This is a genomic window from Streptomyces sp. NPDC002004 (assembly GCF_053593975.1).
Genome location: NZ_JBSFDP010000002.1, coordinates 105,216 through 120,665 on the forward strand (window position 1 = coordinate 105,216; position 15,450 = coordinate 120,665).

At 71.7% G+C, this 15,450-nt stretch carries 16 protein-coding genes; 14 read left to right on the forward strand and 2 right to left on the reverse strand.

Annotation, left to right across the window (positions count from 1 at the left end):
• Positions 1-175: 175 nt before the first annotated feature.
• From ACWCP6_RS03455 to ACWCP6_RS03515, 13 genes are all read left to right on the forward strand, one after another.
• On the forward strand, positions 176-568 hold the full coding sequence (locus ACWCP6_RS03455) for an NADH-quinone oxidoreductase subunit A (protein WP_450930649.1): 393 nt from the start codon (positions 176-178) through the stop codon (positions 566-568).
• On the forward strand, positions 559-1,197 hold the full coding sequence (locus ACWCP6_RS03460) for an NADH-quinone oxidoreductase subunit B (RefSeq protein WP_450930650.1): 639 nt from the start codon (positions 559-561) through the stop codon (positions 1,195-1,197). Before ACWCP6_RS03455 ends, ACWCP6_RS03460 begins: the two co-directional genes overlap by 10 nt.
• Positions 1,194-2,816, forward strand: coding sequence for an NADH-quinone oxidoreductase subunit C (locus ACWCP6_RS03465; protein ID WP_450930651.1), 1,623 nt, complete (start codon positions 1,194-1,196; stop codon positions 2,814-2,816). The genes ACWCP6_RS03460 and ACWCP6_RS03465 overlap by 4 nt, the downstream gene beginning before the upstream one ends.
• On the forward strand, positions 2,813-3,781 hold the full coding sequence (locus ACWCP6_RS03470) for a complex I subunit 1/NuoH family protein (RefSeq protein ID WP_450930652.1): 969 nt from the start codon (positions 2,813-2,815) through the stop codon (positions 3,779-3,781). The genes ACWCP6_RS03465 and ACWCP6_RS03470 overlap by 4 nt, the downstream gene beginning before the upstream one ends.
• Positions 3,781-4,428: a NuoI/complex I 23 kDa subunit family protein gene (locus tag ACWCP6_RS03475; RefSeq protein WP_450930653.1), complete on the forward strand. Its 648-nt coding sequence runs from the start codon at positions 3,781-3,783 to the stop codon at positions 4,426-4,428. Before ACWCP6_RS03470 ends, ACWCP6_RS03475 begins: the two co-directional genes overlap by 1 nt.
• Positions 4,425-5,051 (forward strand): NADH-quinone oxidoreductase subunit J family protein, encoded by a 627-nt coding sequence (locus ACWCP6_RS03480; protein WP_450930654.1) that lies wholly within the window; start codon positions 4,425-4,427, stop codon positions 5,049-5,051. The genes ACWCP6_RS03475 and ACWCP6_RS03480 overlap by 4 nt, the downstream gene beginning before the upstream one ends.
• A complete protein-coding gene (gene nuoK, locus ACWCP6_RS03485) occupies positions 5,051-5,434 on the forward strand; it encodes an NADH-quinone oxidoreductase subunit NuoK (protein WP_450930655.1) in 384 nt (127 codons plus the stop codon). Before ACWCP6_RS03480 ends, nuoK begins: the two co-directional genes overlap by 1 nt.
• Positions 5,431-7,410 (forward strand): NADH-quinone oxidoreductase subunit 5 family protein, encoded by a 1,980-nt coding sequence (locus ACWCP6_RS03490; protein WP_450930656.1) that lies wholly within the window; start codon positions 5,431-5,433, stop codon positions 7,408-7,410. Before nuoK ends, ACWCP6_RS03490 begins: the two co-directional genes overlap by 4 nt.
• Before the next feature lie 6 nt (positions 7,411-7,416).
• Complete coding sequence (locus ACWCP6_RS03495) at positions 7,417-9,000, forward strand: complex I subunit 4 family protein (RefSeq protein WP_450930657.1); 1,584 nt, start codon at positions 7,417-7,419, stop codon at positions 8,998-9,000.
• A complete protein-coding gene (locus tag ACWCP6_RS03500) occupies positions 8,997-10,598 on the forward strand; it encodes an NADH-quinone oxidoreductase subunit N (protein WP_450930658.1) in 1,602 nt (533 codons plus the stop codon). The genes ACWCP6_RS03495 and ACWCP6_RS03500 overlap by 4 nt, the downstream gene beginning before the upstream one ends.
• Positions 10,599-10,839: 241 nt before the next feature.
• Positions 10,840-11,703 carry a zinc metalloprotease HtpX gene (gene htpX, locus ACWCP6_RS03505; RefSeq protein ID WP_450930659.1) on the forward strand — a complete coding sequence of 288 codons (864 nt, stop codon included), beginning with the start codon at positions 10,840-10,842 and terminating at the stop codon, positions 11,701-11,703.
• Positions 11,700-12,092 carry a YccF domain-containing protein gene (locus tag ACWCP6_RS03510; protein WP_450930660.1) on the forward strand — a complete coding sequence of 131 codons (393 nt, stop codon included), beginning with the start codon at positions 11,700-11,702 and terminating at the stop codon, positions 12,090-12,092. The genes htpX and ACWCP6_RS03510 overlap by 4 nt, the downstream gene beginning before the upstream one ends.
• Before the next feature lie 85 nt (positions 12,093-12,177).
• The gene (locus tag ACWCP6_RS03515; RefSeq protein ID WP_450930661.1) at positions 12,178-12,744 is read left to right on the forward strand and encodes an SMI1/KNR4 family protein; all 567 of its coding nucleotides are present in this window, start codon (positions 12,178-12,180) and stop codon (positions 12,742-12,744) included.
• A gap of 258 nt (positions 12,745-13,002) precedes the next feature.
• On the opposite strand, the gene ACWCP6_RS03520 is transcribed toward ACWCP6_RS03515, so the two are convergent.
• A complete protein-coding gene (locus ACWCP6_RS03520) occupies positions 13,003-14,247 on the reverse strand; it encodes an APC family permease (protein WP_450930662.1) in 1,245 nt (414 codons plus the stop codon).
• A gap of 291 nt (positions 14,248-14,538) precedes the next feature.
• On the opposite strand from ACWCP6_RS03520, the gene ACWCP6_RS03525 reads away from it, so the two are divergent.
• Positions 14,539-14,805, forward strand: coding sequence for a GlsB/YeaQ/YmgE family stress response membrane protein (locus ACWCP6_RS03525; RefSeq protein ID WP_450930663.1), 267 nt, complete (start codon positions 14,539-14,541; stop codon positions 14,803-14,805).
• Between the two features lie 116 nt (positions 14,806-14,921).
• Here the strand turns inward: ACWCP6_RS03525 and ACWCP6_RS03530 are convergent, their stop codons facing one another.
• Entirely contained in the window at positions 14,922-15,410 is a 489-nt protein-coding gene (locus tag ACWCP6_RS03530) for a YajQ family cyclic di-GMP-binding protein (RefSeq protein WP_030174428.1), read from the reverse strand.
• Positions 15,411-15,450: the final 40 nt, after the last annotated feature.

Below are 15,450 nucleotides of genomic sequence, written 5' to 3' on the forward strand. Positions count from 1 at the left end.
CGCGGCGACCCTGGGGACAACCCCACCCCGCACGGTTCTCCCAGGCCATCGCAAGGGCGCCGACGGTGACGGGCTGCTTACCCGTTCTTTAGCAGGCCCTAGACTCCCGTGCGTAAGGATCGTCGAACACGGTGTCGTCCCGGCACCGGGAACACGTAGGGAGCGAGGACCGGACGTGCCGGAACCGACCGTTCTCGCGGCGAGCTACTTCCAGTCGTACTCCGTCGTCGGACTGCTCGCCCTCATCGGCGTGCTCTTCGTCGCCGTCGCCTTCGGCGCGGGGCGACTGCTGCGGCCCGTCGTGCCCACGCAGGAGAAACTGTTGACGTACGAGTGCGGCGTCGACCCCGTCGGCGAGGGCTGGGCGCACACCCAGGTCCGGTACTACGTCTACGCCTTCCTGTATGTGATCTTCGCCGTGGACTCGATCTTCCTCTTCCCCTGGGCGACGGTGTTCGCCGCGCCGGGGTACGGAGCGGCCACGCTGGTGGAGATGTTCATCTTCCTCGGCTTCCTGGCCGTGGGCCTGCTGTACGCCTACAAGAAGGGCGTCCTCGCATGGACGTGACCCAGCCCAGGTCGAGCGGGTCCGAGCCGATGCCGCTCCCGGAGCCGACGTTTCTGCCGGAGCCGAAGCGGCTCGGTGCTCTCGCCCGCCTCGCCCCCGAGCCCATGAAGGTGGTCCTGAACTGGGGCCGCCGCTACAGCCTGTGGGTGTTCAACTTCGGGCTCGCCTGCTGCGCGATCGAGTTCATCGCCGCGTCGATGGCTCGCCACGACTTCATCCGGCTCGGTGTCATCCCCTTTGCGCCCGGCCCGCGTCAGGCCGACCTGATGGTGGTCTCCGGCACGGTCACGGACAAGATGGCGCCCGCCGTGAAGCGTCTGTACGAGCAGATGCCGGAGCCGAAGTACGTCATCTCCTTCGGCGCCTGCTCCAACTGCGGAGGCCCGTACTGGGACTCGTACTCGGTGACCAAGGGCGTCGACCAGATCATCCCCGTCGACGTCTACGTCCCCGGCTGCCCGCCCCGGCCCGAGGCGCTGCTCCAGGGCATCCTCAAGCTTCAGGAGAAGATCGCCCGCGAGTCCCTGGGGGAGCGGTACGCGACGGGCGGGCGCCCGTCCGCCGCCGCGCTGCAGAGCGGGCTCGTGCAGCCGCCCGCGTCCGCATCCGCCGACGGGGGTGCCGCATGACCGGCTGGCTGTCCGCTCCCGTCGAAGACCTGTTCGGCGCTGAGGCCACGGCCGAAGAGTCGTACGACCTGCTGACCGTCGACGTACCGCCCGCCTCCTGGATCGACGCGCTGCGCACCGCGAGGTCCGAGCTCGGCTGCACCTATTTCGACTGGCTGAGCGCCGTGGACGAGCCCGGCACGGGCTTCCTCGTGTCCGCGCACGTGGTCGCGCTCGCACCCGTACGCCGTCTCCTGGTCCGCACGACGGTGCCCCACGACGCCGCCGTGCTGCCGACCGCGACCGGCGTGTACGCGGGCGCCGCCTGGCACGAGCGTGAGACCCACGAAATGTTCGGCGTGGACTTCGAGGGCCACCCGGGCCTCGCCCCGCTGCTGCTGCCCGACGAGTTCGAGGGGCATCCGCTGCGCAAGGACTTCGTGCTCGCGGCGCGGGTCGCCAAGGCGTGGCCGGGTGCGAAGGAGCCGGGGGAGTCGGAGCACGGTGGGCCCAAGCGTCGCCAGATGCTGCCGCCCGGGGTTCCCGACCCCAACGAATGGGGTCCGCTCAAGGGCCAGCTTCCGCCCGCACCGGCGCGTCCGGCGCGTGGTGCGGGGCGGGCGGCGGCCGGCGAGCGGCCGGTGCGGCGCGCCCGGACCGCCGGGGAAGGGTCCGCGAGCCAGGCCGCGGAGGCCCCGGCTGCGGCTGCGCGGGCGGAGGGTGCGGTTCCGCGCCGGGCCCGCAGTGTTGCGCAGGGTTCCGCGTCGCAGCGTACGGAGGCGGAGACCGGCGGGCAGGGTACGGAGCCGGGGGCCGGGGCGCCGGCCCGGCGTGCCCGGAGCGTTTCCGGCGGTTCGGCCTCCCAGCGCGAGGGCGCCGCGGGGGCGCCCGGGACACCGGCTGCGGGCGAAGGCCCCGCGGGCACGACTTCTGCGGGCACGGCGCCTGCGGGCACGGCGCCCGCCGGCACGACGTCTGCGGACACGACGCCCGCGGGCGAGGCGGAGGCCCGGGCGGCCGAGGCCGGGCAGCCGGCGGCCGGGACCGAGCAGGCGGCAGTCGGTGGCGACCTGGCCGGTGCCGAGCAGTCGGCGGCCGGTGCCGAGCAGCGCGCAGCCGGTGCCGAAAAGCCCGTGGCGCGGCCGGAGAAGGGCGCGGGTGCTCCGCGCAGTTCCGATGCGCCGTGGCACCACGCGCGCCCCGCCTTCGACGAACCGGAAGCGGACGCCGGGGCCGAGGGCCGAGCCCGGCCGGAGGATACGAACAGGACGGACGAGGCGGGCGGGAGCGGGACCGGGCCGCAGGGCGCTCCAACAGCCGCGGGGGCCCTGGGGGCAGGCGAAGCCCCGGATGTTCCGGACGCCGCGGCCGCCCCGGACACGGCCGAGACGTCCGGCACCGCCGAGTCTTCCGGTGGCTCCGCCACCGCCGGGAGTCCGGCCGCCGCGGCCCATGCCCGCAAACCCGGGGCCGCCGCCGAGGACCGAGACACCGCCGAAGCGCCGGAGTCCGCCGAAGCACCGGAGTCCGCCGAAGCACCGGACTCCGCCAAGGCGCCCCGCACCGGTGAGGCACCCGACTCCGCCAAAGACTCACCAGCCCCCGAAGACCCCGAGACCCCCGCAGGAGGCACCGAGTGAGTGACACGCTCGACGTCGTCCTGCGACTCGTCATCGTCTTCGTCGCCTTCCTCGTCCTGCCGCTCGTCGTCGGCCAGACCGAGCACAAGGTGATGGCCCATATGCAGGGCCGCCTGGGCCCCATGTACGCGGGCGGGTTCCACGGCTGGGCCCAGCTCGTCGCGGACGGAGTGAAGTTCGCGCAGAAGGAGGACGTGGTTCCGGCAGGTGCCGACCGCCGCATCTTCCAGCTCGCCCCGGCCGTGGCCCTGCTGCCGTATCTCCTCGTGCTGGTCGCCATCCCGATCGGCCCGAGCCGCGGTGCGGTCGGTCAGCTCGTGGACGCGGGCATCTTCTTCGTGCTCGCCGTCATGGGCGTCGGCGTCCTCGGCTCGCTCATGGCGGGCTGGGCCTCGGCCAACAAGTTCTCCCTCCTCGGCGGACTGCGTACCGCCGCCCAGCTGCTCGCCTACGAGCTGCCGATGCTGCTCGCGGCAGCCTCCGTCGCCATGGCCGCCGGCACGGTCTCGCTGCCGGGCATCCTGCAGGCCTTCCACTGGTGGTGGGTGCCCTGGCAGATCGTCGGCGCCCTCGTCTTCTTCGTGGCCGGACTCGCCGAACTCCAGCGCCCGCCCTTCGACATGCCGGTCGCCGACTCGGAGATCATCTTCGGCGCGTACACCGAGTACACGGGTCTGCGGTTCGCGCTGTTCCTGCTCGCCGAGTACGCCGGGATCGTCGTTCTGTGCGCGCTGACCACCGTCCTGTTCCTGGGCGGCTGGCACGGCCCGTGGGGCGCCGATGGCCTCGGCTGGGTGTGGACCCTGCTGAAGACGGCCGTTCTCGCGTTCGTCGTCATCTGGCTCCGCGTCACCTACCCGCGGATGCGCGAGGACCAGCTCCAGAAGCTGTCCTGGACCCTTCTCGTACCGCTCTCGCTCGCTCAGATCGCCCTCACCGGCGTCGTCAAGGTGGTGATGCAGTAATGGCGCCGATCCCAGGATCCGGCCTGGCCAAGGGCCTGGCCGTCACCCTGCGCACGATGACCAGGAAGTCCGTCACCGCGCAGTACCCGGAGACGCAGCCGGAACTCCCGCCGCGCACCCGTGGCGTGATCGGCCTCTTCGAGGAGAACTGCACGGTCTGCATGCTGTGCGCACGCGAGTGCCCCGACTGGTGCATCTACATCGACTCCCACAAGGAGACGGTGCCGCCGGCCGCCCCGGGCGGGCGCGAGCGCAGCCGCAACGTCCTCGACCGCTTCGCCATCGACTTCTCCCTCTGCATGTACTGCGGTATCTGCATCGAGGTGTGCCCCTTCGACGCGTTGTTCTGGTCGCCGGAGTTCGAGTACGCCGAGACGGACATCCGCGAGCTCACGCATGAGCGCGACAAGCTCCGCGAGTGGATGTGGACGGTCCCGGCCCCGCCCGCCCTGGACCCCGGCGCGGAGGAGCCCAAGGAACTCGCCGCGGCACGCAAGGCGGCCGAGAAGCTCGCCACCGAGCAGGCGGCCGCCGAGCAGGCCGCCCGGGAAGCCGCCGCGGAGTCGGCCGCCGATGCACCGGCAGCCGACGAGTCCACCGCCCCCGACACGACCCCCGACGCTCCCGGAAAGGAGGAGACGACGTGACCCTCGCCGCGAGCAGCCACGGGTTCCTCTCCCCGACCGGCGTCGAAATCGTCTTCCTCCTCGTCGGCATCGCCACGCTCGGCGCGGCCGTCGTCACCGTCACGACCCGGCAGCTGGTGCACGCCGCGCTGTGGCTCGTCGCCGCCCTCGGCGGTCTCGCCGTCGAGTACCTCCTGCTCACGGCGGAGTTCATCGCCTGGGTGCAGGTCCTCATCTACGTCGGCTCCGTCGTGGTGCTCCTCCTCTTCGGTCTGATGCTCACCAAGGCGCCCATCGGCCGCTCCGAGGACGCCGACTCCGGCAACCGCTGGGCGGCGCTCACCGTCGCGATCGCCTCGGGGGGCGCCCTCGTGTGGGTGATCGCCGACGCCTTCCGCACCACCTGGATCGAGCTGGACGGCCCGGCCCAGGGCAGTACCAAGGCCGTCGGCGCGAGCCTGTTCAAGAGCTGGGTCCTGCCCTTCGAGGCCCTTTCGGTGCTGCTGCTCGCCGCGCTCGTCGGCGCGATCGTCCTGTCCCGCAAGGCCGCGGCCATGCGGGATGCGGAAGCAGCCGGGGCCGCCCGCGTCCCCGCGGACCGGGCGGGCGCCGGTGCCGGCGCGGACCAGGAAGGGGACCGCTGATGCACCTCGTCTATCCCGCCGTGCTCTCGGTCCTGCTGTTCTGCACCGGCCTGTACGGCGTGCTGGCACGGCGCAACGCGATCCTGGTCCTGATGTCGGTCGAGCTCATGCTCAACGCCGTCAATCTGAACCTCGTCGCCTTCGACGCCTGGCTCAGCGCCGCCGCCCGCGACACCCTGCACTCCGGCCAGGCGCTGACCCTGTTCACCATCACCGTCGCCGCAGCCGAGATCGGCATCGGCCTCGCGATCGTCCTCGCCGTCTACCGCAACCGCGGCACCTCGGACATCGACAGGCTCCGCGACACCGCCGAGACCGGCCCCGGTCCCGACGGCGAGGGACCCGCCACCGCCACGGCAGAGAAGACAGAGGCCGCCGCGTGACCACCACGACCCTCGCCGTACTCGTCCCCCTTCTTCCCTTCCTCGGTGCCGTCGCCGGTCTGCTGCTCGGCCGCACCGCACCCGGGTTCGTACGCCCCCTCGCGGTGCTGCCCGTCCTCACGTCGGCCGCGCTGGCCGTGGTGGTCGCGATCCGTCAGGGAGGCGGCCCGCCGATCCAGGCGTCCACGCAGCTCACCCCGACCGGGTCGGTCCCCATCGACCTCGCCCTGTACCTGGACGGATTCGCCGTCCTCGTCGCCGTTCTGGTCGGCGTCGTCGCCTCGTGCGTGCAGATCTACTCGACGGCGTATCTGCGCGACGATCCGCGCTACCCCTCGTACGCAGCGCTCGTGTCCCTGTTCACCTCCGCGATGCTGCTGGTCGTCTACTCCGGCGATCTGATGGTGCTGCTGGTCGGCTGGGAGATCATGGGCATCTGCTCGTACTTCCTCGTCGGCCACTACTGGGAGACCCCCGACGCGCGCGCCGCATCGCTGAAGGCCTTCCTGGTCACCAAGCTCGGCGACGTCCCCTTCCTGTTCGGCCTGTTCGCGCTCGCCGTGGACGCGGGATCGTTCCGCATCACCACGGTCCTCGGGACCGTGGCGGCGGGCGGGCTCCACCACCCGACCCTGATCGCACTGCTGCTGCTCGCGGGTGTGGCGGGCAAGTCCGCACAGTTCCCGCTGCACACCTGGCTTCCCGACGCCATGGCGGGCCCCACGCCCGTCTCCGCGCTGATCCACGCCGCCACGATGGTCGCGGCCGGTGTCTACTTCATCGCCCGTCTCCTTCCCGTCTTCACGGCATCGGCGGCCGCACTGGTCGTGCTCGCCGTCATGGCCGGGATCACCATGGCCGGATCGGCGCTGGCGGCGCTCGCCCAGGACGACATCAAGCGCGTCCTGGCGTACTCGACGATCGGCCAGCTCGGCTACATGACCGGCGCGCTCGCCGTCGGCAACCGCGGGGCCGCCGTCTTCCACCTCCTCACCCACGGCGCCTTCAAGGCGCTGCTGTTCCTCGCGGCGGGCGTGATCATCCACGCCGCCGGCACCAACTCGCTGGCGGCGATGTCCCGCATGCGGAATCTGCGCGACCGGGTCCCCGACGCCTACTGGACGATGAGCGTGGCGCTGTTCGGGCTCGCCGCGATCCCGCCCTTCAGCGGCTTCTTCTCCAAGGAGGCCGTCCTGGGCGCCGCCGAGCACGCGGCCACCGGCCACGAGGCGGCCGTCCCGGCCGCCGCGGGCTGGACCGTGCTCGTCTGCGGCATGCTGACCGCCCTGCTCACCGCGGCCTACGCGACCCGGCTGTGGCTGCTGGCCTTCCGCGGCCGGGGCGGCGAGGCCCCGGACCACGGCAAGCAGCCCGTGGCCATGAACGCGGTGCTCTGGGTGCTCGCCATCCCCACGATCGGCCTCGGGCTCGGCATCGGTGTGCTGCCCCAGTGGTTCGACGGCAACTCGCTGACCCCGACCCTCGCCACCTCCGTCCTCGGCACCGGCCTGGCCCTGGTCGGCGGGATCGTCACCTATGCCACCTGGCGCCACACCTCGGCGCTGGCCGCCCGCGTCCCCATGGGCGCCGTCGCCGCCCACCCCGAGGAGTACGCCGGCCTGGTCGAGGCCGAGGTCATGGCCGAACACACCGCCACGCCGTCCCCGGACCCGGCCGACCCCGGCCGTCTGCTGCTCGGCCCGCTGTACCGGCACGCGGCCGTCGGCTTCCACCTCGACGCCGTCTACTCGGCCCTGTTCGTGCGCCCCGTGCTGGCGGCGGCCGACCTGGTGCGCTTCCTCGACCGCGAGGTCGTCGACACCTATGTACGCGGCGCGAGCGCCGTCCCCCGCTGGCTCGGCGCGGCCGTCCGCCGCGCGCAGACCGGCAATGTGCAGACCTATCTGAGCGCGCTGTTCGCAGGCACCGTCGTCCTGGTGGTCGCCGTCGTCCTCGTCGCCACCGCCGGAGCGTGAGCAGCCGTGATCGATATCAGCGAATCCGTGATGCAGTTCCTTCTCGTGTTCATCGTCGTCGGCCCGCTCATCGGGGCCGCCGCGGCCCTGCTGCCGGCGCCTCCCGGGCTGAAGGGGAAGTCGCCCGGGCAGGCGGTGCTCCGCCACGGCGTGACCGTGACCGGCGCGGTCCTCGCCGCCGCGATCGTCCTCGCGCTCGGCTTCGACCAGAACAACCCGTCGAAGATCCAGGCGAGCACCGACATCAGCTGGATCCCGGCGCTCGACGTGCGCATCCACCTCGGCGTCGACGGCATCTCGCTCCCCCTCCTCGTGATGACCGCGCTGCTGACCTTCCTCTGCGCGCTGTACAGCTACTTCAAGATGCCTGCGGGCCCCTCCCCGAAGGCCTTCGTCGCGCTGGTCCTCGTGCTCGAGTCCGGCACCCTCGCGACCTTCGCCGTCCTCGACCTGCTGCTGTTCTTCCTGGCCTTCGAGACGGTGCTCATCCCGATGTACTTCCTCATCGCCCGCTGGGGCGGCGAGGGCAAGCAGGCCGCGGCCTGGAAGTTCATCCTCTACACGCTGCTCGGCTCCGTCGTGATGCTGCTGGGCCTGCTCCTCATCGGACTCAACGCCCACACCTTCGACATGGTGGCACTCGCCACTGACAACGGCCGGTCGCTGACCGCATCCGTGCAGCTCATCGCCGTTCTGACGATCGGGATCGGGCTCGCGGTCAAGACGCCGATGTGGCCGCTGCACAGCTGGCTGCCCGATGCGCACACGGCCGCGCCGACCGTCGGCTCGGTCCTGCTGGCCGGCGTTCTGCTCAAGATGGGCACGTACGGGTTCGTACGGATTCTGCTGCCGATCACGCCGGACGGGATGCGGACCTTCGCGCCCTACCTGGCCGCGTTCGCCGTCGTCGGGATCATCTACGGATCGCTGGCCTGCCTGGCGCTCGCCAAGCGCGGCGCCAAGGGCGACCTCAAGCGACTCATCGCGTACTCGTCCGTCGGCCACATGGGATTCGTCCTGCTCGGCATCGCGACGATGACCCCGACCGGCGTCAACGGTGCGCTGTTCGCCAACATCGCGCACGGCCTCATCACCGGCCTGCTGTTCTTCCTCGTCGGCGCGCTGAAGGACCGCACCGGCACGACCGACCTCGACAGCCTGGCCCAGGAGACCGGAGCCGCGCTCTACGGGCGCGCCCCGCGCCTCGGCGGGCTGCTCGCGTTCGGCGCCGTCGCCTCGCTGGGGCTGCCGGGTCTCGCCGGGTTCTGGGGCGAGATGCTCGCCATGTTCGGCGCGTTCAAGCCCGCCGCCGAGCTGAGCCGGCCGGCGTTCCTGACCTTCATGACGCTCGCCGGCCTCGGCACTCTGCTGACCGCCGCGTACATGCTCGTCGTCGTACGGCGGGTCTGTATGGGTGCCGTGCCGGAGGAACCCCCGGCAGGCCCGCGCCTCGCCGACGTCCAGCGCTACGAGTTCGCCGCCTGGACCCCGCTCGTCGCCCTCACCGTCCTCGCCGGACTCTGGCCCGCGCTGCTGCTCGGCCTCACCGACCCGGCCGTCCAGAAGCTCCTCGCAGGAGGCGCGGCATGACCTCGCTCGCCCTGTCCGTCGCCGCCGGCGCGGCCCCGCTCGTCCACTCCGCGGCGACCGGGACGGTGCCGTCGCTGGTCCAGTCCGTCGACTGGCTCGCGATCGCGCCGCCCACCCTCGCCGCCCTCGTGGGTCTCGTGGTGCTGGTGGCCGACCTGTTCGTGCCCGCCGCGAGGAAGGCGCTGCTCGGCTGGGTGTCGGTCGCCGGTCTCGCCGCGTCCGCGCTCCTGCTGCTGCCCCTGCTCGACGGCGACCGCTCCACCTTCTGCCTCAAGGGCGCCCAGGCCGGGGCGTGCAGCTACACGGCCGACCGTTTCGCGCTCGTCATCCAGTTCCTGGTGCTCGGCGGGGCCCTCCTCACGGCACTGCTGTCCATGAGCGCCATCAAGGACGCGCAGGGAGAGCGGGAACTCCCCGAGGGGGAGTTCTGGTTCCTGCTGCTGTCCTCGGCCGCGGGCGCCGCACTGCTCCCCGCGGCCCGGGACCTCGCCACCCTGGTCGTCGCCCTCGAGGTAGCCTCGCTGCCCGCGTTCGCCCTCGTCGGCATCCGGCGCGGCGACAGCCGCTCCTCCGAATCGGCCCTCAAGTTCTTCCTGTCCTCCGTCACGGCGACGGCGGTGACCCTGCTGGGCGTGAGCTTCGTCTACGCGACGACCGGCACCCTCTACCTCACACAGATCGCCGGGAAGCTCCAGCACGTCGACGGGCAGCTGCACACCCTCGCCCAGACGGGGGTGGTCCTCACGCTCGTCGGCTTCGCCTTCAAGACGGCCGCCGTGCCCTTCCACTTCTGGGTGCCCGACACCTACGTGGGTGCGCCCCTGCCCGTCGCGGCCTATCTGTCCGTCGTCGGCAAGGCGGTCGGCTTCACCGGGCTGATCCTCGTCACCGTCGTGGCCTTCCCGTCGTACGCCGACGTGTGGGGCCCGGCGCTCGCCGTGCTCGCCGCCCTCACCATGACGGCGGGCAATGTCGCCGCCCTCCGGCAGCAGGCCACGCGCGCGTACAGTGCGGTCCGCCTGCTCGCCTGGTCCTCGGTCGGTCAGGCCGGGTACCTCCTGGTGCCGATCGCCGCGGCCGCCTACACCAAGGACGCCGACCGCGCCATCGGCTCCACCGTCGCGTACGCCCTCATGTACGCGGCCGTGAACATCGGCGCCTTCGCGGTGGCCGCACTGGTCGCCCGCACGAAGCCGCTGAACCGCATCAGCGACTACCGCGGTCTGTACGCGGAGCGCCCCCTGACCGCCCTGGTGCTCGGGTTCTTCCTGCTCTGCCTCGCGGGGCTGCCGCCCGGTGTCATCGGCCTCTTCGCCAAGGTCACCGTCTTCTCGGCGGCCGTCGACGCGGGGCTCGGCTGGCTCGCCGTCGTCATGGCGGTGAACGTCGTGATCGCGCTCTTCTACTACCTCCAGTGGACGACGCTGCTGTTCCGTGCACCCGAGGTCGCCGAAGCGCCCGCCGGGGAGGCCGTCGCCGTCCCGCGCGCGGTTCCGGTCCCGCTCACGGCGGCCATCGCCCTCACGGCCGTCCTCGGCGTCGTCCTGTCCGGAGCGCCCCAGCTCGTGCTCCGGTTCTCGGCGACCGCCCTGTTCTGAGGCGACCGCCCCGTTCCGGCCGGGCCGCGGACCGTTCGGCCCGGCGGCGGATGCCCGGTCGCGCCCTGGCCGCCATCACGTGGTGAGCCGTCACCCGGACGGCTCACCGCGCAGCGTGCCCGCACAAGGGAACTAGTGCTCCTCGTCTGGCGTTGACCAGTACGGGAGGGTCCACTTGACGTGGAAGACCACAGCACCAGTGAGCAGAGGGTTCCCTGCCGCACCACCAGGAGGGCGAACTGTGCACCGCCGGCACAACGGGCTGAAGACCGCCGTACTCCTCGGGGGACTGTCCGCACTCATCATCGTCATCGGCAGTTTCTTCGGGCGTACGGGCCTTGTGATCGCGCTGATCGTGGCGCTCGCGACGAACGCGTACGCGTACTGGAACAGCGACAAGCTGGCCCTGCGTGCCATGCGGGCCCGTCCGGTGAGCGAATTCGAGGCGCCGGCGCTGTACCGCATGGTCCGGGAGCTCTCCACGCAGGCGCGCCAGCCCATGCCCCGGCTCTACATCTCGCCGACCGAGGCACCGAACGCGTTCGCGACGGGGCGCAATCCGCGCAATGCCGCGGTGTGCTGCACCGAAGGGATCCTGCGGATCCTGGACGAGCGTGAGCTGCGCGGTGTCATCGGCCATGAGCTGAGCCATGTCTACAACCGCGACATCCTGATCTCGTCGGTCGCCGGTGCACTCGCCTCGGTGATCATGTTTCTCGTCAACTTCGCCTGGCTGATCCCCATCGGCCGGTCGGACGACGACGAGGGTCCCGGTCTCATCGGCCTGCTGCTGGTCATGATCCTGGGGCCGCTCGCCGCGTCCGTCATCCAACTGGCGATCAGCCGTTCCAGGGAGTACGAGGCGGACGCGTCCGGCGCCCAACTCACCGGCGACCCGCTGGCCCTGGCCGGCGCGCTGCGCAAACTCGATGCGGGAACCAAGCAGTTGCCGCTTCCCCCCGAGCCCCGGATCGAGACGGCAAGTCACATGATGATCGCGAACCCTTTCCGTCCGGGGCAGGGACTGTCCAAGATGTTCTCCACGCATCCGCCGATGGCGGAGCGCATCTCCCGGCTCGAGCAGATGGCAGGTCGCCGCCCGTGAAAACCATCCTGAACATCATCTGGCTCGTGCTGAGCGGCTTCTGGCTGTTCCTGGCCTATCTGCTCGCGGGCGTGATCCTTTGCATCACGATCATCGGCATCCCGTTCGGCATAGCCTCCTTCCGGATCGGCCTGTACGCCCTGTGGCCCTTCGGCTACAAGGCCGTCGAACGCTCCGACGCGGGCGCCCCGTCCTGCATCGGCAACGTACTGTGGCTGCTCCTCGCGGGATGGTGGCTGGCGCTGGCCCACATCGTCACCGGCATCGCGCAGTGCCTCACGATCATCGGCATCCCCCTGGGCATCGCCAACTTCAAGCTGATCCCGGTCTCACTGATGCCTCTCGGGCGCGAGATCGTGAGCACGGACGAGCCGTTCGCAGGGCGGTAGCCGACGCAGCGCGCCGCGCGGCGTCAAGCCGGCGGGGTTCCCTGCGCCTCGGTCGATTGTCAGTGGGGCCCTGCATCATGAACTCATGACCGAGATGGAGCAGTTGCTGACCGGGGTCGCCGCACGGGCGCGGGTCGACCTGCCTTGGGGATGGACGGACCTCCCGGCCCCGGTGCAGGCCGGGAGCGTCGCCCGGGCCGAAGCCGCGCTGGGCTTCCCTCTGCCGCCGCTGCTCGCCGCGCTCTACCTCCGGGTCGCGGACGGCGGATTCGGGCCCGAATACGGTCTGTTGCCGCTGCTGGACGGCTCACCGTCGGGGGAGCAGCCCGTCGTCGCGCAGTACCTCGCCCGCCGAGAGGAAGCGGGAGAAGCCCCCGACCGGCCGTGGCCCGAGGGCGTGCTGCCGATATCCCACTGGGGCTGCGGCATGTACGCATGCGTGGACTGCCATGCCGAGGAAGCCCCGGTGCTGCTCTTCGAGCCGAACGCCGACGACGTCGAGCACGCCTGGTACATGGACGCGCCCAGCCTCGACGCCTGGCTGCGCGCGTGGCTCGACGGGACGGGCTGGTACGAGGAGGCCAACGACGGAATGGAACTGCCGCTGTGGGCGGCCTTCACGGGCCGCATACGGGCTGCCCGGGCGGCCTAGCGCGCCCGGGGCGCGAGTGGCCCCTGCGGGAGCCGGGGCGCCCCGGAGTGAGCGGTACGAGGCCCGCGTGGGCTTCATATAACACTCCCGCGCCCCGTGCGTGCTGGGCAGGCCGCGCTTCCGGGCCGCGGATCGAAAGTCCGGCTTCGGCCGTGCGACCGGGCTCGGCTGGGCTTCGGGGGTGCCCCGGCTCAGCCCGAGCCCGGGCGGGCTTCGATGTGCGCCCGTCGGTGGACCGGGCGCCGGGCACAGGCGGACTCAGCCCTCGGCGCCCGCGGCCGACCGCCGCCGTACCCCGTAGGCCGTCGCGCCCGCTGCCAGGACCACCGCGCCGGCCACGACCGACGACACCGGGAGCGAGAAGGCCAGTGCCGCGCACCCGGCGCACCCCACCACGGGGACGACCCGCGCGGTCCACGCGGAACGGAGCGTCCACGCCGAAGCATTGGCAACGGCGTAGTACGCCAGCACCCCGAAGGAGGAGAAGCCGATCGCACCCCGCACATCCACGGTCGCGGCCAGCGCCGCGACCACCACGCCCACGGCGAGCTCCGCATGGTGCGGCACCCGGAAACGGGGATGGACGGCGGCGAGGGCGCCGGGAAGGTGCCGGTCCCGGGCCATGGCCAGCGTCGTACGGGACACGCCCAGGATGAGCGCCAGCAGCGACCCGAGGGCCGCCACGGCGGCTCCTGTGCGCACCACGGGCGTCAGCCCCGGCACGCCCGCCGCCCGCACGGCGTCGGCCAGCGGGGCGGAGGCGTCTGCGAGTCCCCCGGTCCCGAGCACCGAAAGGACGGCCACCGCCACACAGACGTAGACGGCCAGCGCGATGCCGAGCGCCAGCGGGATCGCACGCGGAACGGTCCGCGCCGGATCGCGCACCTCCTCGCCCAGTGTGGCGATCCGTGCGTATCCGGCGAAGGCGAAGAACAGCAGCCCGGCCGACTGGAGCACACCACGTGCACCGCCGGACGCGCCCACGTGAAGCAGCCCGGCGTCCGACGCGTCCGACGACAGGCACGCGGTCACCACCGCGGCGAGCACCGCCAGGACGAGCACCACGACGGCCCGGGTCACCCATGCCGACTTCTGCACCCCGCCGTAGTTCACCGCGGTCAGCGCCACCACGGCGGCGACCGCCACCGCGTGGGCCTGGCCGGGCCAGACGTACGCCCCCACGGTGAGTGCCATGGCCGCACAGGAAGCCGTTTTGCCCACGACGAACGCCCAGCCCGCCAGGTAGCCCCAGAAGGGTCCGAGCCGCTCCCGCCCGTACACATAGGTGCCGCCCGATGCGGGGTACAGGGCGGCCAGGCGGCCCGAGGACATGGCGTTGCAGTAGGCGACCAGGGCCGCGACGCCGAGACCGACCATCAGTCCGGACCCCGCGGCCCGGGCCGCCGGCCCGAGCGCGGCGAAGATCCCCGCCCCGATCATCGACCCGAGACCGATCACCACGGCGTCGAAGACGCCGAGACTCCGGCGCAGCTGCTCCGTCATGTGCCGTGACTCTCCTGTCATGCCGGTCCTGCACGTCCGCGCCGTGCGACTGCGTACTCTCCGAGCCCTGCCCGACTCCGGCAGCTCGGCATCGTGCGCGTCCCCGCGGTCTCCACGCCGTACGGGCCCTGACCCTCCGCACCGTGCGCGCCCCGGCGGTTTCCCGTGTCGCGCGGCCCCGGCGCGGGGCGGTCCGAGGTGTCCTGGGCCGCACCCTACTGATCCCCGCAACCGTGGGCCGTGGGGATGGCGTCTTCCTGCACAACAGCGCACGAAAGGCAGGTTCACGGGATGGGCATCATCAGCTGGATCGTTCTGGGGCTGCTGGCGGGTGCCATCGCCAAGTTCCTGCTGCCCGGTCGTGACCCGGGCGGCTTCATCGGCACGACTCTCATCGGCATAGCGGGTGCGTTCGTCGGCGGCTGGATCTCCAGCCGGTACCTGGACCGGCCCATTGCCAACCACTTCTACGACGGTGCCACCTGGGCCGCCGCGATCGGGGGCTCGCTCGTGCTGCTGATCGCCTACCGCCTCCTGTTCGGCAACTCGCGGCGCTGACCTCGCCCGAACGGCAGCCGGCGCCGGGCGGCACATGGCGGAGGGGCGACCCCGCGTGGGTGCCGCCCCTCCGCCACGCACGAGGAACTACGACCGCAGCCCCGACGGCGCAAGGATCACCGGTAGTTCACGAACTGCAGCGCGAAGTCGAAGTCCTTGCCCTTGAGGAGCGCGATCACGGCCTGGAGGTCGTCGCGGCTCTTCGAGCTGACGCGCAGCTCGTCGCCCTGCACCTGGGCCTTCACGCCCTTCGGGCCCTCGTCGCGAATGATCTTCGCCACCTTCTTGGCGTTCTCCTGGGAGATGCCCTCCTCGATGGACGCGAAGATCTTGTACTCCTTGCCGGAGAGCTGCGGCTCGCCCGCGTCGAGCGCCTTCAGCGAGATGCCGCGCTTGATCAGCTTGGACTGGAACACGTCGAGGACGGCCTTCACCCGGTCCTCCGAGTTGGCCTCCATCAGGATCTTCTCGCCGGACCAGGAGATCGATGCGCCGACGCCCTTGAAGTCATAGCGCTGCGAGATCTCCTTGGCGGCCTGGTTGAGGGCGTTGTCGACCTCCTGCCGCTCGACCTTCGAGACGATGTCGAAACTGGAGTCGGCCATGTCCTGTGGCTCCTTGTATCGGGGTGCGTAGGGGGCGGCC

Excerpts from the sequence above, each read along its gene's own strand:
- ACWCP6_RS03460 (WP_450930650.1), top strand. The coding sequence starts at position 559 with ATGGACGTGACCCAGCCCAGGTCGAGCGGGTCCGAGCCGATGCCGCTC.
- ACWCP6_RS03465 (WP_450930651.1), top strand. The coding sequence starts at position 1,194 with ATGACCGGCTGGCTGTCCGCTCCCGTCGAAGACCTGTTCGGCGCTGAG.
- ACWCP6_RS03475 (WP_450930653.1), top strand. The coding sequence starts at position 3,781 with ATGGCGCCGATCCCAGGATCCGGCCTGGCCAAGGGCCTGGCCGTCACC.
- nuoK (WP_450930655.1), top strand. The coding sequence starts at position 5,051 with ATGCACCTCGTCTATCCCGCCGTGCTCTCGGTCCTGCTGTTCTGCACC.
- ACWCP6_RS03500 (WP_450930658.1), top strand. The coding sequence starts at position 8,997 with ATGACCTCGCTCGCCCTGTCCGTCGCCGCCGGCGCGGCCCCGCTCGTC.
- ACWCP6_RS03515 (WP_450930661.1), top strand. The coding sequence starts at position 12,178 with ATGACCGAGATGGAGCAGTTGCTGACCGGGGTCGCCGCACGGGCGCGG.
- ACWCP6_RS03520 (WP_450930662.1), bottom strand. The coding sequence starts at position 14,247 with ATGACGGAGCAGCTGCGCCGGAGTCTCGGCGTCTTCGACGCCGTGGTG.
- ACWCP6_RS03525 (WP_450930663.1), top strand. The coding sequence starts at position 14,539 with ATGGGCATCATCAGCTGGATCGTTCTGGGGCTGCTGGCGGGTGCCATC.
- ACWCP6_RS03530 (WP_030174428.1), bottom strand. The coding sequence starts at position 15,410 with ATGGCCGACTCCAGTTTCGACATCGTCTCGAAGGTCGAGCGGCAGGAG.